Raw genomic sequence first — 26,649 nt, 5'->3', positions numbered from 1 at the left:
GGCTGGCGTCACTTGCGGTCGATCTTGGGATCCAGCGCATCGCGCAACCCGTCGCCCAGCAGGTTGAATGCAAGCACCGTAAGGAAAATGGCGAGGCTGGGAAACAGGGCCACGTGGGGCGCATTGATCATGTCGGCGCGCGCCTCGTTCAGCATGGCGCCCCACTCGGGGGTGGGCGGTTGCGCCCCCATGCCGAGGAAAGACAGGCTGGCCGCCGTAATGATGGAGGTGCCCACCCGCATCGTGAAATACACCACGATGGAGGAAATCGTGCCCGGCAGAATGTGGCGCACGATGATGGTCCAGTCGGAAGCGCCGATGCTGCGGGTGGCCTCGATGTAGGTGAGGTGCTTGAGCGCCAGGGTGTTGCCTCGGACAAGGCGGGCGAACGCCGGCACGCTGAACACCGACACGGCGACCACCACGTTCGTCATGCTGCTGCCCAGGATGGCGACCACGCCCAGCGCGAGGAGTATGCCGGGAAATGCGAACAGCACGTCGGAGATCCGCATGGTGATGCGGTCCCACCATCCCTCGTAGTAGCCGGCCAGCAGGCCCAGGGCCGTGCCCACCAGGCCGCCCAGCAGCACGGAGAGGAAGCCGGCAGCAAGCGAGATCCGGGTGCCCGCCAGGATGCGGCTGAAGATGTCGCGGCCCAGCGGATCCACGCCGAACCAGTGGGCCGCCGACGGCCCGGTATTGATCATGTCGTAGTCGAAGAAGTTCTCGGGGTCGTACGGCACCAGCCAGGGCGCCAGCAGCGCCACGAGAACGAGCAGCGCCACGAACACCAGGGCGGCCATGCCGACCTTGTGCTTGCGGAACTTACGCCAGAATTCGCCCCACGGAGTGCGCACTCCGGAAGCGCTTGCACCCGGGACCGAGGTATCTGCCTTAGCGGCGGTTGTCTGCGTCATGGCCGCCTCACTTGTAGCGTATGGTGGGATTGATGAAACCGTAGAGCACGTCGACGATCAGGTTGATCACGATGAACTCGAGCGAGAACAGCAGCACCAGAGACTGGATCACCGGGTAGTCGCGCATGTTGACCGAATCGACCAGCAGACGCCCCAGGCCAGGCCAGTTGAAGACTGCCTCGACCACGATGGAGCCGCCCAACAGGAAGCCGAATTGCAGGCCCATCATGGTGACTACGGGAATCAGCGCATTGCGCAGGCAGTGCTTGATGATCACCACCTTTTCGCGCAGGCCCTTGGCGCGCGCAGTGCGCACGAAATCCTCCTGGATCACGTCGACGAAGGAGGCGCGCGTAAAGCGCGCCATCACTGCAGCCACCGTGGCCCCCAGCGTGATGGAGGGAAGGATGTAGTGTTGCCACGTGCTCGCGCCCACCGTGGGCAGCCACCCCAGCTCCACGGAAAAGACCTGCATCAGCAGCATCCCCAGCGCGAAGGCAGGAAACGAAATGCCGGATACGGCCAGCGTCATGCCCAGGCGATCGGGCCAGCGGTTGCGGTACACCGCCGAGACGATGCCGATGACCATGCCAAAGATCACCGACCACACCATGCTGGTGAGCGTGAGCAGCAGCGTGGGCATGAAACGCTCCGCGATCTCCACCGACACCGGCCGGCGCGTGCGGATGGACGTCCCCAGATCGCCCTGCACGATGTTGGAGAAAAACCGGACGAACTGCTCGGGCAAAGGCTTGTCAAGGCCCAGTTCCTTGCGCACCAGCTCGACCGTTTCGAGGTCGGCGTCCTGGCCGGCGGCCAGCCGCGCCGGATCGCCGGGCAGCATGTGCACGAAGAGGAACACCAGGACCGCCACGATCACGAGCGTGGGGGCCAGGCCGGCCAACCGCTTGAGGAAGTAATTCAGCATATTGCAACCTGATCGGCGGGACACGTGCCCGGTTCGGGCCGGCACGTGTCCCGGCCGGTAAATCGGCCGCTGGGCGGCCGTTTGGACGGACGTTTACTCGGAGACCGAAATCTCGCCGGAATTGATGTTTCCGTCAGGCATCACATAGACGCCGTCGAGCTTCTTGCTGCGGGCATACAGCATCTTCTCGGTGACCAGGGCTGCCCACGGGGCATCCTTCCAGATCTGCTCCTGGGCTCCCTTGTACAGTTGCTCTTTCTCCGCCTCGTCCACCGAACGCAGCGCCTTGGCGATATTGCCGTCGACCAGGTCGTTCTTGTAGTAGGCGGTGTTGTTCAGCCTGGGCGGGAAGGATTCCGAAGCCAGCAGCGGACGCAGGGCCCAATCGGCCTCGCCGGTGGACGACGACCAGCCAGCGTAGTACATGCGCACCGGCGCGGTGGCAGGATCCGGCGCGGACTGAACCATCTCGGTGCGCTGACCGACCTCCAGTGCCTGCACCGAAACCTTGATGCCGACCTGGCGCAGCTGCTGCTGCACGAACTGCAGCACCTTCTGCGTCGTGGTGTTGCTGTAGCCGCCCCACAGCACCGATTCGAAGCCGTTCGGGTAGCCCGCCTCGGCCAGCAACTGTTTGGCCTTGGCCGGATCATACGGCCACGGATCCATCTTATAGGCATACTTCACGCCCTGCGGCACGATGCCCTGGGCCGGGAACGCGTAGCCGGAGAACGCAACCTTGGCCAGCGCCTCGCGGTTGATAGCGTAGTTGATGGCTTGGCGCACCTTCACGTTGTCGAAGGGCTTGTGCTGGACGTTGAAGCTGATGTAGCGGGTAATGATGGAATCGCCCGTCAGCACGTCGAGCTTGTCGCTCTTTTTCAGCAGCTCGGCCTGTTCGTAGGGCAGCGTATAGGCGAAATCGGCCTCGCCCGTCTGCAGCATGGCAGCGCGAGTGCTGTTCTCGAGCACAGGTTTCCAGGTGATCGTATCAACCTTCGGATAGCCCTTTTTCCAGTAACCGTCGAACTTCTTGCCCTTGACGTAATCCGTCTGCTTCCAGCCGTCGAACACGAAGGGGCCCGTGCCCACCGGATTGAAGGCGATCTCCTTGCCGTACTTCTTCAGCGCCGTCGGCGAGATGATGGCGGCCGACGCGTGGGCCAGGGAGTTGATGAAGGGAGCGAACGGCTCCTTGAGCGTGATGCGTACGGTATGGGCGTCGACCACCTCGATCTTCTCGATGCGGTTGAACTGGTTGTAGCGCGCGAGGTGGTTGTCGCGATCCAGCACGCGGTCCAGGTTGGCCTTGACGGCCTCCGCATTGAAGTCCGTGCCATCATGGAACTTCACGCCCTGCCGCAGCTTGAAGGTGTAGGTCAGGCCATCGGGCGTGACTTCGTAGCTTTCGGCCAGCACCGGCTGGATCTTCAGGTCCTTGTCGAACTCGAACAGCCCTTCGTAGAAGGACTTGGTCACCGCTGTCGTGAGGGTGGTGTTAGTGTTGTAAGGGTCCAGCGTCTCGGCCTGCGAGCTGAGGGCCAGGACGACGTCCTTGGCGGCAAACGCGGCGCTGCCGAACGCCATGGCCGACAGCGCCAGCAAGCCCGTCGCCAGGGTTTTTCGCTGCATCAGCGAATCGAATCGTTTATTCATGTAGAGGCTCCTTGGGGGTGTGAACAGACTGCGTGTTGCTCAATAGGCGCCGCCGACGCAATGGCGGGCGACGAAATGCCGCGGCGCTACCTCGACCAGCGGCTCGACCACCGGCTCATCGCCTACGGCCCGGATCGGGCTGGGAATCTCGTCGGACAGCAGTTCGCGCTTCAGATGGCGGCGCTGCGGGTCGGCGATCGGCACTGCGGCCATCAACTTGCGGGTATACGGGTGCTGGGGGTTCTCGAAAATGGCACGGCGCGGGCCGATCTCCACGATCTGGCCCAGGTACATCACCGCCACACGGTGGCTGACTCGCTCCACTACTGCCATGTCATGCGAGATGAACAGGAAGGCCACGCCCAGTTCGCGCTGCAGGTCCAGCATCAGATTGACGATCTGGGCCTGGATCGACACATCCAGGGCCGACACGGATTCGTCGGCCACCACCACCTTGGGATTGAGCGCCAGAGCGCGCGCGATCGCGATGCGCTGGCGCTGACCTCCCGAGAACTCGTGCGGATAGCGGTCTGCATGGTCCGCCGGCAGCCCTACCTTCTCCAGCAACCAGGCAACGCGCTTGCGGGCCTCCTGACCCTTGGCGATGCCATGCACCAGAAGCGGCTCCATGATGGAGAAACCGACGGTGACGCGCGGGTCCAGCGACGCGAAGGGGTCCTGGAAGATGAACTGGACGTTGCGCCGCAGCCCCTGCAGCGTGCTGGCGGGCAGGTCGCGGATGTTCTGGCCGCCAAACTCGATGGCGCCACCTTGGCTTTCGACCAGGCGCAGCAGGGAGCGGCCGGTGGTCGACTTGCCGCAACCGGATTCACCCACGAGTGCCAGGGTCTCGCCCGGATAAAGGTCGAAGCTGACATGCTCGACTGCATGGACCCGCCGCCTCACCTTGCCGAAAAAGCCGCTGCGCACGTCGAATCGCGTGACGAGGTCCCTGACGCGCAGGATGGGCCGGGCATCGGCCGGCACGGTATCCTGCGGCACCACGGCCTCGGGCTGGCCCGTGCCGTCGTCCACGCGCAGCAACGGGAACTTGGCCGGGAGCTCGGTGCCCTGCATGGCGCCTAGGCGTGGCACAGCAGACAAGAGCGCGCGCGTATAAGGATGCTGCGGCTGCCCGAAGATGGTGTCGGACGGGCCTTCCTCGACCTTGTCGCCGCGGTACATCACCAGCACCCGGTCGGCCACCTCGGCCACCACGCCCATGTCGTGCGTGATGAAGATCACGCCCATGTCCATCTCTTCCTGCAACTGGCGTATGAGCTGCAGGATCTGCGCCTGGATGGTCACGTCGAGCGCGGTGGTGGGCTCGTCGGCAATGAGCAACGAAGGCTTGCACGAAAGCGCCATGGCGATCATCACGCGCTGGCGCATGCCGCCCGAAAGCTGGTGGGGATAGCGGTCCAGCACCTGGCGCGCCTCCGGGATGCGCACCAGCTCCAGCATGCGTAGCGCCTCGGCGCGCGCGGCCGCGCGATCCATGCCCTGGTGCTCGCGTATCGATTCGGCGATCTGGTCGCCCGCCGTGAACACCGGGTTCAGCGAGGTCATGGGCTCCTGGAAGATCATGGCCATGTCGGCGCCGCGCACGCTGCGCATGGCCTGCTGCGGGGCACTGGCCAGCTCGATGATCGAGCCGTTGCGCCGTCGCAGTGCCATGCGGCCCTGAGCAATGCGTCCGCCACCGTGCTCGACCAGCCGCATCAGCGACAACGAGGTCACGGACTTGCCGGAACCGGATTCCCCGACAATGGCGAGTGTCTCGCCTCGGTCAACGTGAAAGGACAAGTTGCGCACGGCTTCGACCGTGCGCTCCGATGTGACGAAACGCACCGTCAGGTCTTCGACCTGTACCACGCGATTCTCGGCCATGGCCGCGGACGGAGCGCGATCAACCATATTCGTTCGATTCCTGATACTTGCTTGCAATGGACGCGTCGCTCAGTCGCCGACGCGCTCGTAGATGGCGACAACCGGGGCGTGGCCCACGCGGGCATAGCCCCGGTACATGCCTTCGGTATTGAACGGCAGGGCCACGTTGCCCTGTGCGTCGACGGCGATCAGGCCGCCCTTGCCGCCGATGGTCGGCAGCTTTTCGTCGATCACGCGCCGCGCGGCCTCGGCCAGCGGGGTGCCGCAGTACTCCATCTGCGCGGCCACGTCGTAGGCGGCGACCATGCGGATGAACATCTCGCCGGTGCCGGTGGTGGACACCGCACAGGTGCGGTTGCTGGCGTAGCAGCCCGCGCCGATCAACGGGGCGTCGCCCACGCGGCCGAGCTGCTTGTTGGTGATGCCGCCGGTGGAGGTGGCCGCGGCCAGGTTGCCGTGGGCGTCCACGGCCACGGCGCCCACCGTGCCGAACTTCTTGTCGGCGTCCAGCGGCTCGGCCGGCGCCGGCTGGGCGTGCGCCACCATGGCCTGGCCGTCGTGGTCCAGCACGGCCGCCTCGGGCGTCTCGCGCTGCACGCGCAGCAGCTGTTCGCGGCGGGCCTCGGTGGAGAAATACGCGGGATCGACGATCTCGAGGCCATGCTCGCGCGCGAAGGCTTCGGCGCCCTCGCCCACGAAGAACACGTGCTTGCTTTCCTCCATGACCTTGCGGGCCGCCAGCACCGGATTGCGCACGCAGTCGACGTTGGCGATGGCGCCCGAGCGCAACGTGGCGCCGTCCATGATGGAGGCGTCCAGTTCGTGCGTGCCGGCGCTGGTGAACACGGCCCCGTGGCCGGCGTTGAACAGGGGGCAGTCCTCGAGCAGGCGCACGGCCTCGGTGACGGCGTCCAGGGCGCTGCCGCCGCGCGCCAGCACGGCCTGGCCCGCGGCCAGGATGCCGTTAAGCGCGGACAGGTATTCCTGCTCTTTCTCGGGCGACATCGCTGCGCGCGACATCGCACCGGCCCCGCCGTGGATGGCGATGACGGGTTGAATCATCTTTTTTCTGCTCCTGCTACACCATGGATGAGCCACGGCATGACGGACTGGGTCACGCCCGCGGCGGCTTCGATCGAATCCTTGGCCCGGTAGGCCACGGCGGCCGACAGCGCCTCCACCAGCCCCAGCGCCGCGGTCTCGGCATTCGGCGAGAGACGCCGCGCGCTGTGGGCATACAGGGCCACGGTGGCCCAGGGAGCCAGCGGCGATGTCGGCATGTCGGTAAGGACCAGCACCGGCACGCCCGCCTGCTGCGCGGCGCGCGCCAGCGTGACCGTGTCGGCGAGATAGCGCGGAAAGCCGATGGCAATCACCAGGTCGCGCGGCGTCATGCGCGCCATCTGCCGGGCCGCGTGCGACACCCCGCCGGGGCCGGCCAGCGACTCGACCGTGCGCAGATGCATGCACAGGCCCCGCTGCAGCAGGCCGGCCAGGAAACCGCTGGCGCCGAAGCCGAGGATGAACACGCGCTCGGCCTCCAGGGTGAGCGCGACGGCCCGTTCACAGGCCTGCGCATCCAGCGACTGCAGCGTGCGCTGCGCGTTGCGGATGTCTTCCTCCAGCGTGGCCGCGAATACCTGCACGGCGCTGGCCGAATGGGCCAGTTCGGTGCGCAGCTTCTCGACCGGCTCCAGCGCCGCCTCGAAGCCCCGCGCCAGCTCGGCCCGGAAATGGGGGTAGCCCGGCAGGTCCAGCGCCCGGGCGAACCGGTTCGCCGTAGCCACCGACACGCCGGTGGCAGCCGCGAACTCGTCGATCGTCATGGTGGCCACCCTGAACTGGTGCGCCAGCACGTATTCCGCCATCTTGTGCTGGGTGCGGCTCAACGCGGGCAACGCCCGGGCGATCCGGTCCGCAATCGTGGGAACGGCCTTGGTCATGGAAAGGGGGAATGGCGGCTATGAAAACTTGTTTACACAAATATTTTATTAGAGAAAATAAATTTTCATACCAAGGGTATTCCCCAAATAGCCGCGCCCCTGCGCTACCATGCGCGCTTATCCGTCCCGGAGTCCCCCATGCCTGTCTGGTCCTGCGTCCATCATGCGGAACTGCGCCTCGCCGACCTGTATGCACTGCTGCGCCTGCGCGCGGAAGTGTTCATCATGGAACAGCAGTGTCCCTACCTGGACCCCGACGGGAAGGACCTGCAGGGCGAGACGCGGCACCTCATGGCGCACGACCCCGACGGCCGGCTGGTAGCCTGCGCGCGGCTGCTGGACCCGGCGCTGCACGGAGGCGAGGTCATCATCGGACGCGTCATCACGGCACCGCAGGTCCGTGGCGTGGGCCTGGGGCACGAGCTGATGCGCCAGGCCCTGGACCACGTGCGCCGCCACTGGCCCGGCCTGCCCGTCTACCTGTCCGCGCAGGCCCGGCTGCAGGCCTACTATGCGGGCCATGGGTTTGTGCCGGTCACGGCGCCCTACATCGAGGACGGCATACCCCATATCGGCATGCGGCGCGCCTGCGCCTGAAGTCCGCGGGAAACGCGAAGCCCCGCCGGACATGCGCCCGGCGGGGCTTCGGGGATCCGGCCAAGCCGGCGGCCGGCCTACTTGCGGTGGCCGCTGCCACTCAGATCGCCATTGCGTAACCCGATCGTCGGGGGTCGGCTGCCGCGGCCAGCAGGCCCGTGCCGGGGTGGCTGCGTACAAGCTCAACGCTGCCTGCCAGGCCCGACCAGGCGGGCCAGGCCTTGACGTCATGGCCACGCCGCGAAAGCTCGGCTACGGTACCAGGGTCGAGGCGGGTTTCGGCGGCGATCTGCCCCGGGAAATATTCGAACGGGTAGAACGAAGACGGGAAACTGTACGTCGCGACGCGCGGCGCCTCGATCGCCGCCTGCTCGTCCATCCCAAAATGATGGATGTTCAAGAGTACCTGCAGCATCGCTTGGATCTGCACGTCGCCGCCGGGCGTCCCGAAGGGCATGACTCCTCCATCCTTGCCCACCATCAACGCCGGACTGGGCGTCAGCCGCGGCCGTTTGCCCGGGGCGATCCCGGACGGATGCGCCGGGTCCGTCCGGCTCTGCACGCCCCGAATCGACGGCACGATGCCGAGCCCCGGCACAACCGGCGAGCCCCATGACGCGTCCGAGGGCGTAGCGCTGAAGGCGTTACCCCAACGATCCACCACACACGCGTACGACGTGTCTTTTTCCACGTCCGGCAGTTTGCCCCGACTGCTCTCCATGGCGTGATAGGCACCCAGATCTGGCGCCGGCATACCCGGGATGGCGGACTCGTCCAGGATTAGCGCTGCCCGCTCGGCGATGCGCGACGCTGACATGAGATAGTCGAGCGGCACATCGACAAAATTCGGGTCGCCATAGAAGTGCTCCCGGTCTGAAAATGCCAGTTTCAAGGCTTCCAGCAGGCGATGCAGATAATCCGCCGAATTGTGGCTCAAGCCTTCGATTCCCCGCTGCTCCAGTATCAACAACGCCGTGGTCAGCGTGGGGCCCTGACACCATGCGCCGCAGGTGTACAACTCCTGATCGCGCCACCGTCCCACCACGGGGGCCTCGACAGGCGTGTGATAGTGGGCCAGGTCTTCGTAACTGAGATATCCGCCTTCCCGTTGCATGAAGTCCGCGATGGTGCGCGCGATGTCGCCCCGATAGAACGCATCGCGCGCTGCCCTCAGCCCGTCCTGCCTGCTGCCCCCACGCGCACGCTCTTCGTCGGCCATATACTGAATGGTCGCGGCGAGGTCGGCTTGCACGAAGCGCGCGCCCAATTGGAGGGGTTGCCCACCGGGCACGAACAACTGAGCATTCTGCGGCCACCGCCGGTATTCGTCGGCCTGTATGCGACAGCTCTTCGCCAATCCCTGATGAACCGCGAAACCATCGCGCGCCAGCTGGATGGCTCCTGCGGCGACTTCTGCGAAAGACATCGTGCCATGCCGCTCCAGGGCTGTCAGCCAGGCATGCGGCGCCGCCGGCACTACCGTGCCGAGGACGCCCGGCGGAATTTCACCACCATGTTCACGCATGAAAAGGTCTGGCGGGAAGCTGGCCGGCCAATGGCCCAGCCCTGCCAGCGTTTCGACCGTTCCGTCCGCCTTCCGGATGATGATGGGCGCCACGCCGGCGAAATTGACGATATCCGCTTCGACCACGCCCAGTGCCATGCCGGCGGCACAACCCGCATCGATGGCGTTGCCCCCAGCCTCCAGTATCGCGAAGCCCACCGCAGTGGCCAGATAATGCCCCGTGGAGATCGCATGGCGGACGCCACGCAGCGTCGGCCGGGTGGAAGGCAGAACGTCGGTGCTGTTTTCTTGATAGTGAAAGCTCATCGTTTTCTCGATTCCTGACACGCAGGGCGGAGACGGCCAGGCAGCCCCACGGCACGGCGGCATCGGCCTGACCTCATTGCAATTCGATACCCAGCTTGGCGCCGAGCTGGCGCCGCGTATGGAGGTTCTGCGCCAACACGCTCTGCATGCGCTCCGGCTGCAGATCGACCGGGAAGATCGAGATTTTGTTGAAAGCAGCCGCCAACTCCAGCTTGGCGGACAACTGATGCAAGGCCTGCGCAAGCCTGTCGATGATTGGAGCCGGCGTGGCAGGGGGCGCCAGCACCCCATACAACGAGCCACCGTTGAAATCCTGCAGCCCCAGCTCCGCCATGGTTGGCACCTCGACGTCGGGCAAACGCTGATCCGACAGCACGGCAATACCGCGCAGTCTGCCATCCCGCACCAGCGGGAGAGCCGACGAAGGTGTAACGAAAGCGAAGTCTACCTGTCCGCCCACGAGGGCCATGAGCAAGGGCCCTGCACCCTGGTAAGGGATCTCCACGGTCTCGATGCCTTCTCTTAGGTTCAGCAGCTCGGTCATGGACTGGTTGATGGAGCCGGCACCGAAAGAGCCGTAGTTCAACTTGCGCGGGTTCTGCTTGGCATATGCAATCAGGCTCGCGAGATCCTTCACCGGCGTACTCATCCCCGCCACCAGCAGATAGGGGCCTCGTCCGATGCCCCCCACCGGCACCAGGCCAGCGAGCGGATCGAAGGACGCATACTTCTCGGTCAGGGCCTGGTCCAGGTTGGCCGCAGGCAACTCGAGATCCGCCTGGAACAGGAAGGTGTAGCCATCGGCGGCGGCTTGACGCACGGCATTGATGCCTATCCTGCCGTTGGCGCCTCCCCGGTTCTCGACGACAATGCTCTGGCCCAACATGGGCTCCAGTTGTTGTGCGACGATGCGCGCGACGGCATCGGTGCCGCCTCCGGGGGGCCAACCGACGATCAGGCGGATGGGCCGTGCGGGCCATGTGGCGGCCCGGGAGACGCCGGCGTGGGTCGCCAGGACGGCGGCGCCCAGCCAACCCATCAACTGTCTGCGGCGCACGTCGGGTACCGCTCGCTGTTCATCTTGATGATTCATTCTTTTCCCCTAGCCTGCATGTCCAATATGGTTTGAACCGCTCAGAGCGCATGCTTCGACGGTTTTGCATCGCCATCTTCGAACCGTGAAATACGAAACGGGTGGATATCCAGGTCCGTCCCGCCCTTGGCGATGATGTCCGCAAGCATCGCGCCGGAAACGGGTCCCAACGCGAAGCCGTGACCGCTGTAGCCGGCCGCCAAATGCAGGCCCTCGACACCGGGCACCCTGTCGATAATCGGAATCATGTCGGGCGTCGCATCGATACGGCCGGCCCAGATGCGCTTGGGTTGGACCTCACCCAGGTGAGGAAACACCTTGCGGAACTGGCCCAGGTTATAGGCAGCAATACGGGGGTTGTACGCCGGCTCCGGCTGTGCGTCCGAGGCGACGCCGCCACGCAGGGACTTCAGCAACGGCCAGCCCATCCGAATGTTCAATGCCCCCGGATTCTCGCGCAGCTGCGGCAGGAACTTCACGAAGTGGCGGATCGCGTCCACGGTTACGTCGAGGTCTCCCGACTTGGCGCGATAGCCGCTGCCGACATAGAACGTCCCCCGCCCGGTCGGCCGGAACGAGACATTGGGAGCCCAGACCGCAATGTTGGTAAAGGCAGGGACTTCCTGCGTCTCCAGGACCGTGAGACGGACACCATGTATAGGTAGATTGAGACCGAAAGGCTTCATCAATGCCGCGCTGCCGACCCCGGCTGCGCAGAGCACCGCCTTGGCGGCAATGAAACCCTGCGTCGTCTCGACGCCACTCACCGCACCATTGCTCACTTCTATTGATTTCACGCCGACGTGCTCAAGCAGATGCACCCCGGCCCGTGCTGCTGCGGCGGCGTACGCCTGCGTGACCTTCTTCGGCTCGCCGTGCGCATCATCGGGCGTATACAGCGCGCCGCGCCACGCGCCCGTCAACTGGGGCATCAGCTCGCTGACTTCGCGGGCGCTGAGCAACTTGGTAGACAGGCCCCAGTGCGCCGCTTGCCGCGCGCCGTCTGCTATGCGGATCTCATCCGCTTCGTTCAACGCGGGCGTCAGGATGCCATTGCTGACGAACTCCAGGTCCGCGCCCAGTTCAGCCGACAATCCCGGCCACATCTGGGCGGCGCGAGCTGCCAGTGGGATCTCCGCCGCATGACGCCCCTGCTTTCGGATGAACCCCCATGCGCGACTGGACTGCTCGTTGGCGACCGTCCCGCGCTCGACCAGCGCAACCGACAACTTGAGTTTTGATAAGTAATAGGCTGTCGCGCATCCTGTGATTCCCCCACCGACGATGACCACATCGACCGATTTCGGCTGAACCGGCATTTCTTCTCCCTATGCTCGCCGCTCCGTTCAAACCGTGAACCGTCGCTACTGTCGGAGCGTCCATCCGCATGGTGGACACACGGGAGAATCTTGAGAATCGCGACTATTCGCGGTTTTCACGAATTTGTATCTTTTGTCAACGCCAGCAATTGGAATCGGGCCCCACCCGACCACGGGCGGCGGCCCCATGCGTTCGAACGGTGCACGACGCTCCTCATCGGTGCGCGATGCGCCCCATGTTCGAAACCCCGCAAGCAGTTCCTGGGCTGCGTGGCGCGTCCTATGCTGGCACGCATATTGCAGATCTTTGGATGTACTTTCTCGATGGTGGCCGAAATTGAATGATGAAGCAGTCCTGATCGCGCAACGCCAATTGCGGCACCAGTTGCTCGATGACAAGCGCAGCATCCAGTGGGCACGGGCGCGCGACCTGGCGGCACATCTGCTTATCCGGCTGGACGACGTCAAGGCCTGCTGGCAGTTCGGCACAGAATGGCTGCTGGCGGAAATGTCCGCGGACCGCATCACGGCCGGGCCTTGCGACAGCCGGCGCGTCTACTATTCACCTCGCTTCGAAAGCCTGCATCCCGACAAACAGGTGCCGTCGCTCAAAGGCGCTCGCTTCGAAATCGCGGACGCCTCGATGCGTCGCATCCTACTGGCCAGGCAAGCCGTGGCCTTCACCGACTTGCCGGTCAACAGCGTGGCGTGTGCCAAGACAGAGTTCGGCCACGTTCCGCCCGTCGCGGTCAAGCTGGGCATGGCCCTGCGCGAGGGTGGAATTGCCACCGGCATGATCTGCGCGCATTGGCTGGATCAACATCAGAGGCCGCCCACGGACCATTGCATCCGCCTTACCACCGTGGTGAACGAAGTGTTCAATCCCGTTCTCCTCGCCGCCAAACGCCTGGCCGATGCAAGTACACCCGCCGAGGGGCACGAGCCCAAAAGAGCGGCACAGACGGGCTCGCTTTCGACATTAACCCCTGCAGAATTGCGCCTGGCCCACTTGGCAGCCACGGGCATGAGCTACAAGGAGATAGCACGCCAACTCAATCGCTCTTTCTCCACCGTAGATCACCATCTACGCAGCATCCGCAAGAAATTCAAGGTGCATTCGTCAGCTCGGCTGATCACTCTATTGGCTGCGGAGTTCAGCCGGACGGGCGACGATGCCCGATCTCTGCGTTGAGGGTACATAAGGAGATACGGCCAGTCGGACTGGCCGTATCGGCAGCCACGCCTGCCGGACTCGTCACAGGGCATGGACGTGCAGGTTCAGGCGGCCACGCTGCTCGTATCCAGCGGCACGCCGGTCTTGCCCTGGATCTCCTCGACACTGACGCCTGGCGCCAGCTCGATGAGTTTCAGGCCGTCGTCGGTGACTTCCATCACGCCCAGGTCGGTGATGATCAGATCGACCACGCCCACGCCGGTAAGCGGCAGCGAGCATTCGGGCAGCAGCTTGATGTCCTCGGTGCCGTCCTTCTTCTTGGCCACGTGCTCCATCAGCACCACGACGCGGCCGACGCCGGCCACCAGGTCCATGGCGCCACCCATGCCCTTGACCATCTTGCCCGGGATCATCCAGTTGGCCAGATCGCCCTTTTCGGACACCTGCATCGCGCCCAGGATGGCGAGGTTGATCTTGCCGCCGCGGATCATCGCGAACGAATCCGCCGAGGAGAAGATCGACGAGCCGGGCAGCGTGGTGACGGTCTGCTTGCCGGCGTTGATGAGGTCGGGATCGACTTCGTCATCGGTGGGAAACGGGCCGATGCCCAGCAGCCCGTTCTCGGACTGCAGCCATACCTCGACGCCCTTGGGGACGTGGTTGGCCACCAGCGTGGGCAGGCCGATGCCCAGGTTCACGTAGAAGCCGTCTTGCAGCTCGCGCGCGGCGCGCGCGGCCATTTCATCGCGGGTCCATGCCATGTCGTCGTCTCCTCAGGCCGAACGCGTGGTGCGTTGTTCGATGCGTTTTTCAGGATGGGCATTGAGCACGATCCGGTGCACATAGATGCCCGGCAGATGGACCTGGTCGGGGTCCAGCGCGCCCGTCTCGACGATCTGCTCCACTTCCACCACCGTGATCCTGCCCGCCATGGCGACGTTGGGATTGAAGTTGCGGGCAGTCTTGCGGAAAACGAGATTGCCGCTGCGGTCGGCGATGTGCGCCTTGACCAGCGACACGTCGGGCACCAGCGCACGCTCCATCACGTACTGGTGGCCGTCGAATTCGCGGATCTCCTTGCCTTCGGCCACCAGCGTACCGACGCCGGTGCGGGTGAAGAAGGCCGGGATGCCGGCGCCGCCGGCGCGCAGCTTCTCGGCCAGCGTGCCCTGGGGCGTGAATTCCAGCTCGAGCTCTCCCGACAGGAACTGGCGCTCGAATTCCTTGTTCTCCCCCACATAGGAAGCGATCATCTTGCGGATCTGGCGGGTGGCAAGCAGCTGGCCCAGCCCGAAGCCGTCGACGCCCGCGTTGTTGCTGACGCAGGTGAGATTCTTCACGCCCGAATCGCGCAGCGCGGCGATCAGGGCTTCGGGGATGCCGCACAGGCCGAAGCCGCCGACGGCGATCATCTGGCCGTCTTCGACGACGCCGGCCAGCGCCTCGGCGGCGCTTGCATAAACCTTGTCCATCGCTCCAACTCCTTTTATCGAGATCGAATCGTCCCGCGGCCCGGGCCGCCACGCCAGGCGCCGCCGGCGTTTTGCGCGATTGTAGCGGCACGCCGCAGCCGCAACCAGCCGACGCTCAGCCGGCCGGCCGGAACTGCCGCGCCAGGGCAGCCAGCACGTCGGCGGGCCACGGCGCCGACCGGTTCTCCAGGTAATCCATCCACACCAGCACGTTGCGGCCGCGCGCATAGGCGCCGGGGGCTTCGCCCGGGTTCTCCAGCACCAGCTCGCACTCCAGGCTGGAGCGGCCGATCCGCGTCACGCGGTGCGTGACGCGGACGCTGGCGGGATAAGTGATGGGCCTGATGAAGTCGCATGAGGCGTGCGCCAGGATGGGGCCGTTGTCGGCCGGCAGCCGCAGGCCGGCGCCGTACAGGATCTGCATGCGCGCCTCTTCCATGAGGCGGAAATACACCGTGTTGTTCAGATGATCCAGCGCATCCGAATCGCCCCAGCGCAGGGGCAGGTCGATATGGTGGCAGTCGCCGACGGCCAGCGTCCGCGCCGATTGGGACTCGAGGTCCACGTATCACGCTCCTGATGAATTTCAGCCATGCCGGGGCGACATGCCCGGCTGCAATACAATCGCCGATAATACTTCCTGCCAGATCAAGGCCAATAGAGGGGGAACTCCATAATGTCTGAACGCGAGTCGATGGAATATGACGTGGTGGTAGTGGGCGGCGGGCCTGCCGGCCTGTCTGCGGCTATCCGTCTCAAGCAACTTGCCGCCGAAAGAAACCACGAAGTCAGCGTCTGTGTGCTCGAGAAGGGCGCGGAACTGGGCGCGCATATTCTGTCGGGCGCCGTCATGGATCCGCTGGCGCTCACCGAGCTCATACCCGACTGGAAAGACAAGGGCGCCCCGCTCAACGTGGCCGTCACGCAGGACCAGTTCCTGTTCCTTTCCCGCACCGGCGCGCGCCGCACGCCCGACTGGCTGCTGCCCGACTGTTTCAAGAACCACGGCAACTACATCGTGCGCCTGGGCGACGTCGTGAAGTGGCTGGGCGAACAGGCTGAAGCCCTGGGCGTGGACATCTTCCCCGGGTTCGCCGCGGTCGAGGTCCTCTACGACGAGAACGGCGCGGTGCGCGGCGTGGCCACCGGCGACGTGGGCGTGGCCCGCGACGGCTCCCGCACCGACCACTACCAGCCCGGCATGGAGCTGCTGGCCCGCTACACCTTGTTCGGCGAAGGCTCGCGCGGCCAGCTCGGCCGGCAGCTGATCGAGCGCTACAGGCTGGCCGACGGCCGCGACCCGCAGAGCTACGGCATCGGCCTGAAGGAGCTGTGGGAAGTGGATCCCGCCCAGTCGCGGCCCGGCCTGGTGGTGCATACGGCCGGCTGGCCGCTGGATGCGGATACCTACGGCGGATCGTTCCTCTATCACCTCGACAACAACCTCGTTGCGGTCGGCATGGTGATCGGCCTGGACTACGCCAACCCCTGGCTGTCGCCCTTCGACGAATTCCAGCGCTACAAGACCCACCCCGCCATCCGGGGCACGTTCGAAGGGGGCAAGCGCATCGCCTACGGCGCGCGCGCCATCACCGCCGGCGGCCTGCTGTCGCTGCCCAAGCTGGTGTTCCCGGGCGGGGCCATGATGGGCTGTGAGGCCGGTTTCCTCAACGCTTCGCGCATCAAGGGCAGCCACGCTGCCATCAAGACCGGCAAGCTGGCCGCCGAAGCGGCGTTCGAGGCGCTGGCGGCAGATCGCCGCCAGGACGAACTCTCGGCCTACCCCGCCGCCTTCGAGCAATCGTGGCTGCATGCGGAACTGAACAAGGCGCGCAACTTCAAGCAGTGGTTCAAGAAGGGCCGCACCGTCGCCACCGTGATGACGGGCGTGGAGCAATGGCTGCTCAAGGGCAACATCCCCTGGACCATCCACCGCACCAAGCCCGACCATGCCTGCCTGCAGCCCGCCTCGCAGTGCGCGCGCATCGACTATCCCAAGCCCGACGGCAAGCTCACCTTCGACAAGCTGAGCTCGGTGTTCATCTCCAACACCAACCATGAGGAGAACCAGCCGGTACACCTCACGCTCAAGGATGCGTCCGTGCCGGTGTCCGTCAACCTGGCGCAGTACGGCGGACCGGAGTCGCGCTACTGCCCGGCGGGCGTGTACGAGTTCATCAAGGACGACCACGGCGCCGACCGCCTGCAGATCAACGCCCAGAACTGCGTGCACTGCAAGACCTGCGACATCAAGGATCCCACGCAGAACATCGTGTGGGTGGCGCCCCAGGGCGGCGAAGGCCCGGTCTACAGCGGCATGTGATCCGCCGGCGCGGCAGCCGCCGCGCCGGGCGTGCCCCTTTTCCATGAGCGAACGCGTACTGCTGGCCGGCTGCGGCGACCTCGGACTGCGCGTCGCGCAGCGCCTGCTGGCGCGCGGCGCGCAGGTATGGGGCCTGCGCCGCGGGCCGCCCCAGGCTGGCGGCCCGCCCGGCATGCATTGGCTGCAGGCCGACCTGGCCGGCCGCGGCCCGCTGACCGGGCTGCCGCCGGACATCACCCAGCTGGTGTACCTGCCCGCGCCGGATGCGCGCTCGCAGGATGCCTACCAGGCGATATTCCTGCACGGCTTGCAGCGCACGCTGTCGGCGGCCGGCACCGCCACGCTGCGGCGGGTGCTGTTCGTCTCGTCCTCGGCCGTCTATGGCGAGCACCATGGGGCCTGGGTGGACGAACGCACCGAGCTCGACCCGCCCGGCTTCAACGGCGCCGTGCTGCGCCAGGCGGAACAACGGCTGCACGAGGCGTGCCGCGTGCAGGGCGTGCCGGCCGTGGTGCTGCGGCTCGCCGGCCTGTATGGCCCCGGAAGGCTGCAGCTCGTCGAACGCCTGCGCGCCGGCCGCGCCCGCGCACCGCGCCATCCCCCGCACTGGGCCAATCGCATGCACATCGACGATGCGGCGGACGCCATCGTGCACTTGCTGGCGTTGCCCGAACCGCAGCCGCTCTACCTCGGCTGCGACGACACGCCGCTGCCCCTGCACGAGCTCTACGCGCATCTCGCCGCGCTCGTGGGCGCGCCTCCCCCGCCCGATGGCCCGCCGCCTTCCGGCGTGGGAAGCAAGCGGCTCAGCAACGCCCGCCTGCGCGCCAGCGGCTACGCGCCGCGCTGGCCCGATGCCCGTGCCGGCTATGCGGCCCTGCTGGCCTCGCCCGCCAACCCGCAGGCAGCGCGCTGAGGCGCCACATGCACGTTTCGGCAGCTGTCGAAACGTGCCGACCGGATGCGCGCATACTGGCGGCAGAACACTACCCCATGCCCGCCACCCGACCCGAACGAGGACCGACATGATCGCCGTGATATTCGAAGTGGAATTCCAGCCGGGCCGGCGCGCCGAATACCTGGCCATTGCGGCGGGACTGGTGGAATCGCTGCGGCGCATCGACGGCTTCATCTCGGTGGAGCGCTTCGAGAGCCTGAGCACGCCGGGCAAGCTGCTGTCGCTGTCGTTCTGGCGCGATGAAGCCGCCGTGCAGGCCTGGCGCAACCTCGAGATGCACCGCGAAGCGCAGCGCGCGGGACGGGCCGGCGTATTCAGCGACTATCGCCTGCGCGTGGCCCAGGTGCTGCGCGACTACGGCATGACCCGGCGCGAGGACGCGCCGGCCGACAGCGCCGCCGCGCATCGGCAGGCCTGACGGCCGGCGGATCTGGCTCAGGCCCGGGCGAAATAGGCCTTGAACGCCGCCACGACGCGCCGGATGTCGGGCTCGCCGACGTCCAGGTGCACCACCAGGCGCTCCGGCCCGCCGTAGGCGCCGCGGATCAGGATCCCCTGTTCCTTGAGCGACTGCGCGAGCCCCACGCGGTGCGCCTCGGGGATGCCCACGAACACCATGTTGGTGTCCTGACCCAGCAGGCTGATCCCGTCCACGCCGGCCAGGCCCTGCGCCAGCTCGGCGGCATTGGCATGGTCCTGCGCCAGGCGGTCCACGTGATGCTCGAGCGCGTGCAGGCAGGCCGCCGCCAGCACGCCCGACTGCCGCATGCCGCCGCCCAGGACCTTGCGCCAGCGCAGCGCCTGCTCGATCAGGGCGCGGCTGCCGACGAGCACCGAACCCACCGGCGCACCCAGGCCCTTGGAGAAGCAGATCGACACCGTGTCGAACGGCGCGCACAGCGCGGCCACCGGCTGCCCGCTGGCGACGGCCGCGTTGAACACGCGTGCGCCATCCAGGTGCGTGGCCAGGCCGTGCTGGCGCGCCAGCGCCGTGGCCTGCTCCACGTAGGCCACCGGGATCACCTTGCCGTGGAAGGTGTTCTCCAGCGCCAGCAGGCACGTGCGCGCGAAATGCGGATCCACGGGCTTGATGGCCGCGGCAAGTTTTTCCAGCGGCAACGTTCCGTCGGCCGCATGCTCGATGGGCTGGGGCTGGATGCTGGCCAGCACCGCGGCGCCCCCGCCTTCGTACTTGTAGGTGTGCGCCTGCTGCCCCACCAGGTATTCGTCGCCACGGCCGCAGTGGGCCATCAGCGCCGCCAGGTTGCTCTGCGTGCCCGACGGGAAGAACAGGCCCGCCTCCTTGCCGGCGCGCTCGGCCACGGCGGCCTGCAGCCGCTGCACCGTGGGGTCGTCGCCCATGACGTCGTCCCCCACCGGCGCCTGCGTCATGGCCTGCAGCATGGCGGGCGTGGGGCGGGTAACGGTATCGCTGCGCAAATCGATCATGCCTGCTCCTGTATGCAAAAAGAGAATCAGCGTGCTGACGCCGGCGCCCGCTCGACCGGGCGCACCGGCACCGGCGCGCGGGAAATCACGTACAGCCCCGTGAGTATCAGCGCCATCGCCAGGGCGTCCGTGGCCGTCGGCTGCTCGTGCAGCACGAGCCAGGCCAGCAGCACCGCCACCACCGGCACGCCCAAGCCCGACAGCCCCGCGACGGAAGCCGGCACGCGCCGCACCACGGCCAGCCACAGCAGCCAGCCGAGCGCCGTGGCCACGATCACGATGTAGGCCATGCCCAGCCATAGCTGCCAGCCCCACCGGGACGCGATCTGCGGCACGGCCAGGGCCACCGGCACCATGACGAGCCCGCCCAGCAGCATCTGCCACGCGGTGAATACGAGAATGTCGGGCGCATGCCGGTCGAACATGCGCTTGGCCAATACCGTGCCCAGGCCCCAGCAAAGCCCGCTGCCCGCGCCCAGCACCATGGGCAGCGCATCGCCCAGGCCGTTCCAGGGCGCGAGAAAGCACAGCAGGCCCAGCGCGGCCAGCGCGATGCCGGCCCAGTGGCGGGCGCCGGGACGTTCCCCGAGCAGGCCCCAGGCAAACAGGACCACCCAGAACGGCATGGTGTAGGTGGTGAGCGAAACCTTGCCCACCGCGCCCTCGACCAGGGCGCTCTGCACGCAGGCCTGGAACCCTGCCGTCTGGGTCAGGCCCACCAGCAGCGTAAGACGCCATGGCGGCATGCTGAGCGGACGGCGCAACACGACGGCCAGCGCGAACAGCACCAGCCCGCCGCTGACATAGCGCACCGCCACGAAATCGAACGGGCCGATGTACGGCACGATGAGTTTCATGACGATCCAGCTGCCGGCCCAGACCAGGATGGTCACGAGCATGAGGACCAGGCCGGCGCGGTCGGATTCGGGGCGGGTCAACGGCACTCCCTGACGGCTGAAACGACATGGCCCGCCTGCCTCGCAGGCAGCCCCGCTGCCCGGCCCGGACCAACGCATGCGGGCCGGCATGGAGGCCGGCCCGCGACAGGCGCCATTATGCGCGGATCAGAGCGACTTCGACAATTGCTCGAGGATTGCGGGATTCTCCAGCGTGGAGACGTCCTGGGTGACTTCTTCGCCCTTGGCCACCACGCGCAGCAGGCGCCGCATGATCTTGCCGGAGCGGGTCTTGGGCAGGTTGTCCCCGAAGCGGATGTCCTTGGGCTTGGCGATCGGCCCGATCTCCTTGGCCACCCAGTCGCGCAGCTGCTTGGCGATGGCCTGGGCCTGCTCGCCCTCCGGGCGCGCGCCCTTCAGCACCACGAAGGCCACCACGGCCTCGCCGGTGGTGTCGTCGGGGCGCCCCACCACGGCGGCTTCGGCCACCAGCTCATGCGCCACCAGGGCCGACTCGACCTCCATCGTGCCCAGGCGGTGGCCCGAGACGTTCAGCACGTCGTCGATGCGGCCCATGATCCAGAAATAGCCGTCGGCATCGCGCTGGGCCCCGTCCCCGGCGAGGTAGTAGCCCCGCATCTCGGGGGGAAAGTAGCTCTTCTTGAAGCGTTCGGGATCGCCCCAGACCGTGCGGATCATGGCGGGCCAGGGGCGCTTGATGACCAGGAAGCCGCCATTGCCGGCCTCGACATCGGCGCCCGTCTCGTCGACGATGGCCGCGGCGATGCCGGGCAGCGGCAGCGTGCACGAACCCGGCTTCAGCGGCGTGGCGCCCGGCAGCGGGGTGATCATGTGGCCGCCGGTTTCGGTCTGCCACCAGGTGTCGACGATGGGACAGCGCTCGCGCCCCACGTTCTTGTGATACCAGATCCAGGCCTCGGGATTGATGGGCTCGCCCACCGTGCCGATGATGCGCAGCGAGTCGAGCGCGTAATGCTGCGGATGGGTCTGGGGATGGGCCTCGGACGCCTTGATCAGCGAACGGATGGCCGTGGGCGCGGTGTAGAACACCGAGACCTTGTGGCGGGCGATCATGTCCCAGAAGCGGCCGGAATCCGGATAGGTGGGCACGCCCTCGAACACCACCTGGGTCAGGCCCGCGGCCAGCGGGCCATAGGCGATGTAGGTATGCCCGGTGATCCAGCCCACGTCGGCGGTGCACCAATAGACATCATCGGGACGTGCGTCGAAGGTCCACTTGACCGTGAGCAGCGCCCACAGCAGATAGCCGGCCGAAGCATGCTGCACGCCCTTGGGCTTGCCGGTGGAACCGGAGGTATAGAGGATGAAGAGCGGATGCTCGGCGTTGACCGGCACGGGCTCGCAGGTGTCGGGCTGGCCTGCCTCGATGTCGTGCATCCAGACATCGCGGCCTTCGTTCCAGGCCACCTCGCCGCCGGTGCGGCGGTACACGACCACCTTCTGCACGGCCTCGCAGCCGCCCATGGCAAAGGCGTCTTCCACCGCGGGCTTGAGCGGGATGGTCTTGCCGCCGCGCACCTGCTCGTCGGCCGTGATGACCAGCGTAGCGCCCACGTCGACGATGCGCTCCTGCAGGCTCTTGGCCGAAAAGCCGCCGAACACCACGGAATGGGTGATGCCCAGCCGAACGCAGGCCTGCATGGCCACCACGGCCTCGATCGACATGGGCATGTAGATGATGGCGCGATCGCCCTTCTTGTAGCCCAGCGACCTGAGGCCGTTGGCGAAGCGGCACACGCGGGCCAGCAGCTGCGCGTAGCTGATGCGGTCGACCTTGCCGTCGTCGGACTCGAAGATGATGGCGGTCTTGTCGGCGTTGCCCCTGGCCACCTGCGCGTCCAGGCAGTTGGCCGAAACGTTCAGCTCGCCGTCGCCGAACCAGCGATAGAACGGCGCGTCGGATTCGTCAAGCACCTGCGAAAAGGGCTTGGTCCATTCCAGGTGCTCGCGGGCCAGGCGCCCCCAGAAGGCCTGCGGGTCCTGGTCGGCCTCCCGGCATAGGGCGCGATAGGCATCCAGACCCGCGATGGCCGCCCCCTGGACGGCGTTCTCGGGCGGGGGAAACACGCGGGTTTCCACCATGACGGATTCGATGGCGTTGGACATGGTGTTGTCTCCAGTCGGTGATGTTCTGATGCAGCCGTAGCGTGGACCGGCCGGCGGGCACGGCGTTGCGGGCTCAACCCTATCGCTGCGCTCTTACGGGCACCTTACTACGGGGCACCTTACTACGGGGTACCTTACTACGGTCGGCTTGCGCAGCGCCGCAATGCGCCTGCGGCGCGCCAGCTGCAAGCATAGCAGCGCCCGGCGCGCCGCTCAGCCGCCCTGCCCTGCCGCAGCAGCGGCAGCGCGCCGCGCCAGGCCGCGCCGCATGTCGACACGCGCCAGCAGCAGCAGGCCGCCCACGAAGAACAGGCCGGTGACGAGTATGGCCAGCCGGTGGTTGCCCACGGTGGCCCAGGTGACCACGCCATAGGTGAGCGGCCCCACCACGGCAGCCAGCTGCACCGCGAAGGTCCAGAGCGCATAGAACTCCGCCAGGCGGTCGGGCGGCGCCAGCGCGCCGGTCATGGCCCTGCCGGCGCTCTGGCTGGTGCCCATGCAGAGCCCGGCGAGCACCGCGGCAACCCAGAACACGGCCACGGTGACCGCCGCATAGGCCACCAGCACCATCGCGATCCAGCCCGCCAGCGTGAGGGCCAGGGCCGGCTTGTGGCCGATGCGGTCCTGCAGGTGGCCGAAGCTGAAGGCGCCGACCGCCGCGCCGATGTTCACGGTGAACACCATCAGCATGATCTGCGCCATGCCGAAGCCCATGACCTGGTCGGCATAGACCGCCGCCAGGGTCACGACCACGGAAATGCCGGCCTGGTAGCAGGCACCGCACATCAGCAGCCGGCGGAACTCCGGATAATGGGCGCCGGTGTCCCGCCAGGCGCGCGCCAGGCGGCCGAGCATCCCGACCGGGCCCAGCGCCATGGCGTGCGGACGGGCCCGCTCGCGCAGCAGCAGGAACGACGGCAGCGCCGCCAGCGCGAACATCGCGGCGGTGAGCGTGACCACCCACGGCACATACTGCGCGGCGCCCAAGCCCCGGCCTTCGGCCAGCATCACCACGGCCAGGGACAGGCCCAGCGTGAGCATGCCCCCGCAGTAGCCGAAGCTCCAGCCCCAGCCGGACACCCGGCCCAGAGCGTGGGGCCGGGCCAGCTCGGGCAGGAAGGCGGCCACCACCGACTCCCCCACGCCGTAGCAGTAGTTCGAAAGCGCTACCGCTACCAGCGCCAGCCAGACTTCGCCCGGACCCGCCTGGCTGAGCAGCAGCGTGCCGGCCACGCAGCCCAACGTACTGGCGTAGAGCAGGCGCCGCTTGCCGGCGCGCGCATCGGCGCGGGCTCCCAGGGTGGGCATGGTGAGCATGATGAGCAGGTACGACAGCGAAAGCGCCGCCGTCCAGGCCAGCGTGGCCCAATGGGCGCGTCCCCCGACCACGCTGACGAAATAAGTGCTGAACACCGTCGTGAGAATGACGGTGGTGTAGCCCGAGTTGGCGAAGTCGTACATCGCCCAGGCCCACACTTCGCGGCGGGCCACCCCGGGGTTGAGCACGCCGCCGGACGCTGCCGCCGGGGGCGCCAGGGACTCCGGCGGCAGCGGGCGGGTCACAGGCCCAACGCGGCCAGGCCGGCCCTGGCGATCTCGGCATCCTCGGAGGACTTGACGCCCGAGACGCCGATGCCGCCCACGACTTCGCCGTCGACCACGATCGGCAGGCCGCCCTCGAGCATGCCGTCGATCAGCGGCGCCGACAGGAAGGCGTAGCGGCCGTTGTTGATGATCTCTTCGTAGATGCGGGTTTCGCGCCGGCCGAGCGCGGCCGTGCGGGCCTTGGCGGGACCGATGTGCGCGGACACCGGCGCCGCGTCATCCAGGCGCAGCATGCCCAGCAGGTGGCCGCCGTCGTCGGCGATGGCGATGGTGACCGCCCAGCGATGCGCCAGCGCATGCGCTTCGGCAGCCGCCAGCATCTTTTTCACGTCGTCGGCGGTCAGCACGGGTTTGCTCTTCATTGCAGCGATTCCTTGATCTGTTCGAGGGCGGAGGGATCTTCGATGGTGGTGAGATCGCCGGGGTCGCGGCCTTCGCACACGGCCGCAATGGCACGCCGCAACACCTTGCCCGAGCGCGTCTTGGGCAGGCTGCCGATGAAGCGCACGCGGGCCGGACGCGCCACCGCGCCCAGCTGCTCTTCCACCAGCCGCATGATATCGCCTTCGAGGGCGCGGGCGTCGTCGGGCCGTTCGGCTTGCGCGGGCTGCTTCAACGCCACGAAAGCCAGCGCCACCTGCCCCTTGAGCGGGTCGGCCACGCCCACTACCGCGCACTCGGCCACGGCGGCATGGCTGCTGATCGATTCCTCGATCTCCCGCGTGCCCAGCCTGTGCCCGGCCACGTTGATCACGTCGTCGGTGCGGCCCAGGATGTACCAATAGCCATCCTCGTCCACGCGGCCCCAGTCGAAGGTGGAATACGCCCGCCGGCCGGGGATGGCCGTGAAATAGGTCTGCACGAAGCGCTCGTCGTCGCCCCAGATGGTGGACATGGCGCCCGGCGGCAGCGGCGGCTCGATGGCCACCACGCCTTTGCGGCCGGGGCCGAGATCCTCGCCGGTGGTTTCGCTGACGATGCGCACGTCGAAGCCGTAGACCGGGAAGGAGGGGCTGCCATGGCGCGTGGGTACGCGCTCCACGCCGGGCTGCGCGGAAAGAATGGGCCAGCCCGACTCGGTCTGCCAGTAGTTGTCGATGACCGGCTTGCCCAGCCCCTCTGCGATCCATTGCGCGGTCGGCTCGTCCAGCGGCTCGCCCGCGAGATACAGCGCGCGCAGGGTGCCGAGATCGTGCCTGCGCAGCAGCGCGGGATCCTGGCGCTTGAGCACGCGCATGGCGGTGGGCGCCGAGAACAGGGTATTGACGCCGAACCGCTCGACCAGCTGCCAGAGGATCGCGCCATCGGGCCGGACGGGCGTGCCCTCGTACAGGATGGTGGTCTGCCCGCCGATCAGCGGGCCGTAGACGATGTAGGAATGCCCCACCACCCAGCCGATGTCGCTGGTGCAGAAGAAGACGTCGCCCGGCTTGCCGTCGAACAGGTATTCCATCGAGGCCGCCAGGGCCACGGCATAGCCGCCGGTGTCGCGCTGGACACCCTTGGGCCTGCCCGTGGTGCCGGAGGTGTACAGCACGTAGCTGGGCTCGGATGCTTCGCGCCACTGCACGGGCACTTCGGCTGCCTGATAGCGGGCACGCAGCGTGGCGTAGTCGTGGTCGCGGCCCGGCTGGAATTCGAACGGCGCCAGGCCGCGATCCAGCACGACCACGGAGGCCGGCGGCGTGCGGCACAGCCCCAGCGCCTGGTCCACCAACGGCTTGTAGGCCAGCACGCGGCCGGCGCGCGAGCCGCCATCGGTGCACACCAGCACCTTCGGCGCGGCGTCATCGATGCGCTGGGCCAGGTTCACAGAAGCAAAACCGCCGAATACCACCGAGTGGACGGCGCTGATGCGGGCGCAAGCCAGCATGGTGAACACCGCCTCCGGCACCATCGGCATGTAGATCAGGACCCGGTCGCCTGGCCCCACGCCCTGCTCGCGCAGCATGGCGGCAACCGCATTGACCTCGTCGTGGAGCTGCCGCCAGGTATAGCTGCGCTCCTGGTCGACTTCAGTGGAGACCCACACCAGCGCCGGCCGGTCGCCGTACTGCGGCAGCCAGCGGTCGACCGCGTTGTAGCAGAGGTTGGTCTGGCCGCCCACGAACCAGCGGGCGAACGGCAGGCGCGAGGCGTCCAGCACCTGGCGATACGGCACCTCCCAGTGAATGCGACTCGCCTGCTCGCCCCAGAATGCTTCCCTGTCGCGCAGCGAACGGTCGTGGAAATCCTTGAGCTTCTGCATGTTGTCTCCTCGTCTTGTCTTTGCAGCGGAAGCGCCCGGCATCCAGCCAGAGCAGCATACCAACAAGACAGCAACATGGCGGAACGACCTTGCGCGCGTGCTGAAAAACCCTAATCGACATCCGGCTACGCTTTGATAGAATCAGGCGCAAATCAATCCCAACAACTCGCCTGGCGGCGTCTGCGCCGCCCGCTCCCCGTAG

23 protein-coding genes are annotated in these 26,649 nt (G+C 66.9%); 5 read left to right on the top strand and 18 right to left on the bottom strand.

Annotated features, from left to right (window positions below; all coding sequences use genetic code 11):
* Positions 1–8 precede the first annotated feature (8 nt).
* The 6 genes from gsiD to ACYBYQ_RS06120 form a co-directional block, all read right to left on the bottom strand.
* Positions 9–917 (bottom strand): glutathione ABC transporter permease GsiD, encoded by a 909-nt coding sequence (gene gsiD / locus ACYBYQ_RS06145; RefSeq protein ID WP_459617809.1) that lies wholly within the window; start codon positions 915–917, stop codon positions 9–11.
* 7 nt (positions 918–924) lie between these two features.
* A complete protein-coding gene (gene gsiC, locus ACYBYQ_RS06140; RefSeq protein ID WP_459617807.1) occupies positions 925–1,845 on the bottom strand; it encodes a glutathione ABC transporter permease GsiC in 921 nt (306 codons plus the stop codon).
* A 93-nt stretch (positions 1,846–1,938) separates the two neighbouring features.
* Entirely contained in the window at positions 1,939–3,501 is a 1,563-nt protein-coding gene (gsiB, locus tag ACYBYQ_RS06135; protein WP_459617805.1) for a glutathione ABC transporter substrate-binding protein GsiB, read from the bottom strand.
* A gap of 39 nt (positions 3,502–3,540) precedes the next feature.
* Positions 3,541–5,418 (bottom strand): dipeptide ABC transporter ATP-binding protein, encoded by a 1,878-nt coding sequence (locus tag ACYBYQ_RS06130; RefSeq protein ID WP_459617803.1) that lies wholly within the window; start codon positions 5,416–5,418, stop codon positions 3,541–3,543.
* A 42-nt stretch (positions 5,419–5,460) separates the two neighbouring features.
* Positions 5,461–6,453, bottom strand: coding sequence for an isoaspartyl peptidase/L-asparaginase family protein (locus tag ACYBYQ_RS06125; RefSeq protein WP_459617801.1), 993 nt, complete (start codon positions 6,451–6,453; stop codon positions 5,461–5,463).
* Positions 6,450–7,334 carry a MurR/RpiR family transcriptional regulator gene (locus ACYBYQ_RS06120; protein ID WP_459617799.1) on the bottom strand — a complete coding sequence of 295 codons (885 nt, stop codon included), beginning with the start codon at positions 7,332–7,334 and terminating at the stop codon, positions 6,450–6,452. Before ACYBYQ_RS06120 ends, ACYBYQ_RS06125 begins: the two co-directional genes overlap by 4 nt.
* A 138-nt stretch (positions 7,335–7,472) precedes the next feature.
* Between ACYBYQ_RS06120 and ACYBYQ_RS06115 the strand changes: the two genes are divergently transcribed.
* A complete protein-coding gene (locus ACYBYQ_RS06115) occupies positions 7,473–7,931 on the top strand; it encodes a GNAT family N-acetyltransferase (protein WP_459617797.1) in 459 nt (152 codons plus the stop codon).
* A gap of 100 nt (positions 7,932–8,031) precedes the next feature.
* Here the strand turns inward: ACYBYQ_RS06115 and ACYBYQ_RS06110 are convergent, their stop codons facing one another.
* The 3 genes from ACYBYQ_RS06110 to ACYBYQ_RS06100 all read right to left on the bottom strand — a co-directional run bounded on the left by ACYBYQ_RS06110 (position 8,032) and on the right by ACYBYQ_RS06100 (position 12,174).
* Positions 8,032–9,762: a gamma-glutamyltransferase family protein gene (locus ACYBYQ_RS06110; RefSeq protein WP_459617795.1), complete on the bottom strand. Its 1,731-nt coding sequence runs from the start codon at positions 9,760–9,762 to the stop codon at positions 8,032–8,034.
* 73 nt (positions 9,763–9,835) lie between these two features.
* On the bottom strand, positions 9,836–10,855 hold the full coding sequence (locus ACYBYQ_RS06105; RefSeq protein WP_459617793.1) for a Bug family tripartite tricarboxylate transporter substrate binding protein: 1,020 nt from the start codon (positions 10,853–10,855) through the stop codon (positions 9,836–9,838).
* A 41-nt stretch (positions 10,856–10,896) separates the two neighbouring features.
* Positions 10,897–12,174, bottom strand: coding sequence for an NAD(P)/FAD-dependent oxidoreductase (locus tag ACYBYQ_RS06100; RefSeq protein WP_459617791.1), 1,278 nt, complete (start codon positions 12,172–12,174; stop codon positions 10,897–10,899).
* Positions 12,175–12,511: 337 nt separating this feature from the next.
* Here ACYBYQ_RS06100 and ACYBYQ_RS06095 point away from each other — a divergent pair, with 337 nt between their 5' ends.
* Positions 12,512–13,366: a helix-turn-helix transcriptional regulator gene (locus tag ACYBYQ_RS06095; protein WP_459617789.1), complete on the top strand. Its 855-nt coding sequence runs from the start codon at positions 12,512–12,514 to the stop codon at positions 13,364–13,366.
* Positions 13,367–13,452: 86 nt separating this feature from the next.
* On the opposite strand, the gene ACYBYQ_RS06090 is transcribed toward ACYBYQ_RS06095, so the two are convergent.
* The 3 genes from ACYBYQ_RS06090 to ACYBYQ_RS06080 all read right to left on the bottom strand — a co-directional run bounded on the left by ACYBYQ_RS06090 (position 13,453) and on the right by ACYBYQ_RS06080 (position 15,385).
* Positions 13,453–14,109 carry a CoA transferase subunit B gene (locus ACYBYQ_RS06090; RefSeq protein WP_459617787.1) on the bottom strand — a complete coding sequence of 219 codons (657 nt, stop codon included), beginning with the start codon at positions 14,107–14,109 and terminating at the stop codon, positions 13,453–13,455.
* 12 nt (positions 14,110–14,121) lie between these two features.
* Positions 14,122–14,820 carry a CoA transferase subunit A gene (locus tag ACYBYQ_RS06085; protein WP_459617785.1) on the bottom strand — a complete coding sequence of 233 codons (699 nt, stop codon included), beginning with the start codon at positions 14,818–14,820 and terminating at the stop codon, positions 14,122–14,124.
* A 115-nt stretch (positions 14,821–14,935) separates the two neighbouring features.
* Complete coding sequence (locus ACYBYQ_RS06080; protein WP_459617783.1) at positions 14,936–15,385, bottom strand: acyl-CoA thioesterase; 450 nt, start codon at positions 15,383–15,385, stop codon at positions 14,936–14,938.
* A gap of 111 nt (positions 15,386–15,496) precedes the next feature.
* On the opposite strand from ACYBYQ_RS06080, the gene ACYBYQ_RS06075 reads away from it, so the two are divergent.
* The 3 genes from ACYBYQ_RS06075 to ACYBYQ_RS06065 all read left to right on the top strand — a co-directional run bounded on the left by ACYBYQ_RS06075 (position 15,497) and on the right by ACYBYQ_RS06065 (position 18,519).
* The gene (locus tag ACYBYQ_RS06075; protein WP_459617781.1) at positions 15,497–17,143 is read left to right on the top strand and encodes an electron transfer flavoprotein-ubiquinone oxidoreductase; all 1,647 of its coding nucleotides are present in this window, start codon (positions 15,497–15,499) and stop codon (positions 17,141–17,143) included.
* A 43-nt stretch (positions 17,144–17,186) separates the two neighbouring features.
* On the top strand, positions 17,187–18,059 hold the full coding sequence (locus tag ACYBYQ_RS06070; RefSeq protein ID WP_459617779.1) for an NAD-dependent epimerase/dehydratase family protein: 873 nt from the start codon (positions 17,187–17,189) through the stop codon (positions 18,057–18,059).
* A 109-nt stretch (positions 18,060–18,168) separates the two neighbouring features.
* The gene (locus ACYBYQ_RS06065) at positions 18,169–18,519 is read left to right on the top strand and encodes an antibiotic biosynthesis monooxygenase family protein (protein ID WP_459617777.1); all 351 of its coding nucleotides are present in this window, start codon (positions 18,169–18,171) and stop codon (positions 18,517–18,519) included.
* A gap of 17 nt (positions 18,520–18,536) precedes the next feature.
* On the opposite strand, the gene ltaE is transcribed toward ACYBYQ_RS06065, so the two are convergent.
* From ltaE to ACYBYQ_RS06035, 6 genes are all read right to left on the bottom strand, one after another.
* Positions 18,537–19,550 (bottom strand): low-specificity L-threonine aldolase, encoded by a 1,014-nt coding sequence (ltaE, locus tag ACYBYQ_RS06060; RefSeq protein ID WP_459617775.1) that lies wholly within the window; start codon positions 19,548–19,550, stop codon positions 18,537–18,539.
* 26 nt (positions 19,551–19,576) lie between these two features.
* Positions 19,577–20,488, bottom strand: coding sequence for a DMT family transporter (locus ACYBYQ_RS06055; protein WP_459617773.1), 912 nt, complete (start codon positions 20,486–20,488; stop codon positions 19,577–19,579).
* A gap of 126 nt (positions 20,489–20,614) precedes the next feature.
* Complete coding sequence (gene acs / locus ACYBYQ_RS06050) at positions 20,615–22,594, bottom strand: acetate--CoA ligase (RefSeq protein ID WP_459617771.1); 1,980 nt, start codon at positions 22,592–22,594, stop codon at positions 20,615–20,617.
* 213 nt (positions 22,595–22,807) lie between these two features.
* Positions 22,808–24,157: an MFS transporter gene (locus tag ACYBYQ_RS06045; protein ID WP_459617769.1), complete on the bottom strand. Its 1,350-nt coding sequence runs from the start codon at positions 24,155–24,157 to the stop codon at positions 22,808–22,810.
* On the bottom strand, positions 24,154–24,561 hold the full coding sequence (locus ACYBYQ_RS06040; protein WP_459617767.1) for a heme-binding protein: 408 nt from the start codon (positions 24,559–24,561) through the stop codon (positions 24,154–24,156). Before ACYBYQ_RS06040 ends, ACYBYQ_RS06045 begins: the two co-directional genes overlap by 4 nt.
* Entirely contained in the window at positions 24,558–26,447 is a 1,890-nt protein-coding gene (locus ACYBYQ_RS06035; RefSeq protein ID WP_459617765.1) for a propionate--CoA ligase, read from the bottom strand. Before ACYBYQ_RS06035 ends, ACYBYQ_RS06040 begins: the two co-directional genes overlap by 4 nt.
* Positions 26,448–26,649: the final 202 nt, after the last annotated feature.

It is taken from the genome of Bordetella sp. 2513F2 (genome assembly GCF_054642735.1).
The sequence above is the reverse complement of the archived record's forward strand: the minus strand, read 5'-3'. Positions and strand labels throughout refer to the sequence as shown.

Bases quoted from the DNA above. Each gene is read 5' to 3' on its own strand.
- gsiD (WP_459617809.1), bottom strand. From the start codon at position 917: ATGACGCAGACAACCGCCGCTAAGGCAGATACCTCGGTCCCGGGTGCA.
- gsiC (WP_459617807.1), bottom strand. From the start codon at position 1,845: ATGCTGAATTACTTCCTCAAGCGGTTGGCCGGCCTGGCCCCCACGCTC.
- gsiB (WP_459617805.1), bottom strand. From the start codon at position 3,501: ATGAATAAACGATTCGATTCGCTGATGCAGCGAAAAACCCTGGCGACG.
- ACYBYQ_RS06130 (WP_459617803.1), bottom strand. From the start codon at position 5,418: ATGGTTGATCGCGCTCCGTCCGCGGCCATGGCCGAGAATCGCGTGGTA.
- ACYBYQ_RS06125 (WP_459617801.1), bottom strand. From the start codon at position 6,453: ATGATTCAACCCGTCATCGCCATCCACGGCGGGGCCGGTGCGATGTCG.
- ACYBYQ_RS06120 (WP_459617799.1), bottom strand. From the start codon at position 7,334: ATGACCAAGGCCGTTCCCACGATTGCGGACCGGATCGCCCGGGCGTTG.
- ACYBYQ_RS06115 (WP_459617797.1), top strand. From the start codon at position 7,473: ATGCCTGTCTGGTCCTGCGTCCATCATGCGGAACTGCGCCTCGCCGAC.
- ACYBYQ_RS06110 (WP_459617795.1), bottom strand. From the start codon at position 9,762: ATGAGCTTTCACTATCAAGAAAACAGCACCGACGTTCTGCCTTCCACC.
- ACYBYQ_RS06105 (WP_459617793.1), bottom strand. From the start codon at position 10,855: ATGAATCATCAAGATGAACAGCGAGCGGTACCCGACGTGCGCCGCAGA.
- ACYBYQ_RS06100 (WP_459617791.1), bottom strand. From the start codon at position 12,174: ATGCCGGTTCAGCCGAAATCGGTCGATGTGGTCATCGTCGGTGGGGGA.
- ACYBYQ_RS06090 (WP_459617787.1), bottom strand. From the start codon at position 14,109: ATGGCATGGACCCGCGATGAAATGGCCGCGCGCGCCGCGCGCGAGCTG.
- ACYBYQ_RS06085 (WP_459617785.1), bottom strand. From the start codon at position 14,820: ATGGACAAGGTTTATGCAAGCGCCGCCGAGGCGCTGGCCGGCGTCGTC.
- ACYBYQ_RS06075 (WP_459617781.1), top strand. From the start codon at position 15,497: ATGTCTGAACGCGAGTCGATGGAATATGACGTGGTGGTAGTGGGCGGC.
- ACYBYQ_RS06070 (WP_459617779.1), top strand. From the start codon at position 17,187: ATGAGCGAACGCGTACTGCTGGCCGGCTGCGGCGACCTCGGACTGCGC.
- ACYBYQ_RS06065 (WP_459617777.1), top strand. From the start codon at position 18,169: ATGATCGCCGTGATATTCGAAGTGGAATTCCAGCCGGGCCGGCGCGCC.
- ltaE (WP_459617775.1), bottom strand. From the start codon at position 19,550: ATGATCGATTTGCGCAGCGATACCGTTACCCGCCCCACGCCCGCCATG.
- acs (WP_459617771.1), bottom strand. From the start codon at position 22,594: ATGTCCAACGCCATCGAATCCGTCATGGTGGAAACCCGCGTGTTTCCC.
- ACYBYQ_RS06040 (WP_459617767.1), bottom strand. From the start codon at position 24,561: ATGAAGAGCAAACCCGTGCTGACCGCCGACGACGTGAAAAAGATGCTG.
- ACYBYQ_RS06035 (WP_459617765.1), bottom strand. From the start codon at position 26,447: ATGCAGAAGCTCAAGGATTTCCACGACCGTTCGCTGCGCGACAGGGAA.